Origin of the sequence: Mycobacterium sp. 1482292.6 (assembly GCF_001672995.1) — a bacterium.
GTDB lineage: Bacteria > Actinomycetota > Actinomycetes > Mycobacteriales > Mycobacteriaceae > Mycobacterium > Mycobacterium europaeum_A.
The window spans coordinates 1-1,848 of the sequence record NZ_LZKV01000258.1 but is presented as its reverse complement, the minus strand read 5'-3'; the positions used below and the strand labels follow the sequence as shown (position 1 = coordinate 1,848).

Below are 1,848 nucleotides of genomic sequence, written 5' to 3'. Positions count from 1 at the left end.
GCGCCGGCGGCGGCGTCGGGGTGTATGTGGACACCGACGCCAAGAACTCGGCGCGCTACCTGGTGCACTTCACCCAGTCCGGCCTCGGGTTGCCCGATGAGTCCTATTACCGCGAAGAGCGGCACGCGCAGGTGCTGGAGGCGTACCCGGCGCACATCGCGCGGATGTTCGCCCTGGTGTTCGGCGGCGATCCGGCCGACCACATTGCGACCGCCGACCGCATCGTCGCGCTGGAGGCCAGGCTGGCCGAGGCGCACTGGGATGTGGTCAAGCGCCGCGACGCCGACCTCACCTACAACCTGCGCACGTTCGCCGAACTTCGCGACGAGGCGGTGGGGTTCGATTGGGCCGGCTGGGTGGGCGGGCTCGGCGCCGACCCGGAGTCCCTCGCGGAAGTGATTGTGCGCCAGCCTGATTACCTGCGCACGTTCGCCGAGCTGTGGCGCAACGAAGACCTCGAGGTGTGGAAGAGCTGGGCGCGGTGGCGGTTGATCCGCGCCCGGGCCGCCTGGCTGACCGACGAGGTGGTGTCCGCGGACTTCGACTTCTACGGCCGCCTGCTGACCGGCACCGAGCAGATCCGCGATCGGTGGAAGCGTGCGGTGTCGCTGGTGGAGAACCTGATGGGCGACGCCGTCGGAAAGCTCTACGTGCAACGGCATTTCCCGCCCGGGGCGAAGGCCCGCATCGACGAACTGGTGGCCAACCTGCGGGCGGCCTACCGGATCAGCATCAGCGACCTGGACTGGATGACCCCGGCGACCCGGGAGCGGGCGCTGACCAAGCTGGACAAGTTCACCGCCAAGGTCGGCTACCCGGCGAAGTGGCGTGACTACTCCGCGCTGGTGATCGACCGGGCCGACCTGTACGGCAACTACCAGCGCGGGTACGCCGTCAACCACGACCGCGAGCTGGCCAAGTTGGGCGGGCCGGTGGACAGGGACGAGTGGTTCATGACGCCGCAGACCGTCAACGCCTACTACAACCCGGGCATGAACGAAATCGTCTTTCCGGCAGCCATTTTGCAGCCGCCGTTCTTCGACGCCGAGGCCGACGACGCGGCCAACTACGGTGGCATCGGCGCGGTGATCGGCCACGAGATCGGCCACGGCTTCGACGACCAAGGCGCCAAATATGACGGCGACGGCAATCTGGTGGACTGGTGGACCGACGCCGACCGCGCCGAGTTCGCCACCCGCACAAAGGCTCTCATCGAGCAGTACGACGCCTACACGCCGCGGGCACTGGCGAGCGAGCACCACGTCAACGGCGCGTTCACCGTCGGGGAGAACATCGGCGACCTGGGCGGCTTGTCGATCGCGCTGCTGGCCTACCAGTTGTCACTGAACGGCCAGCCGGCTCCGGTCATCGACGGCCTGACCGGCGTGCAGCGGGTGTTCTACGGGTGGGCCCAGGTATGGCGCACCAAATCCCGTGAGGCCGAGGCGATCCGGCGCCTGGCGGTGGATCCGCACTCGCCGCCGGAGTTCCGCTGCAACGGCGTGCTGCGCAACATGGACGCCTTCTACGACGCCTTCGACGGCGCCGATGTTGGCGCGCTGTTCCTGGAACCGGACAAGCGGGTCAAGATCTGGAACTGACGCTCACCTGCGCGGGCTCGATCCGGGCGGGGACGTGCTTGTGCCACGGCGTGCCGGCGTAGGGATCGCGCCATTCGGTGGAGGTGAGCGCGTTCGGGGCGACACCCGCGGTGACGGTGCGCCCGTCGTCGCCGATGTAGTCGAGCCCGAATCCGTTGGGCAGGGCGGCATGTCCGGGGAGCATGGTCTCGGTGATCTCGACGGTGGCCTCGGCGCTGCCGGTCGCGGTGCTGATGCGGGCCCGGCA

2 protein-coding genes are annotated in these 1,848 nt (G+C 68.7%); one reads left to right on the top strand and one right to left on the bottom strand.

Annotated features, from left to right (window positions below; all coding sequences use genetic code 11):
* On the top strand, positions 1-1,601 hold a 1,601-nt coding region (locus A5624_RS26270; protein WP_066873279.1), incomplete at its 5' end, for a M13 family metallopeptidase.
* Here A5624_RS26270 and A5624_RS26265 read toward each other — a convergent pair.
* Positions 1,585-1,848, bottom strand: a 264-nt coding sequence (locus A5624_RS26265; protein ID WP_304441835.1) for a molybdopterin dinucleotide binding domain-containing protein, incomplete at its 5' end; no start/stop codon positions are given. The two genes, A5624_RS26270 and A5624_RS26265, sit on opposite strands and share 17 nt — an antisense overlap.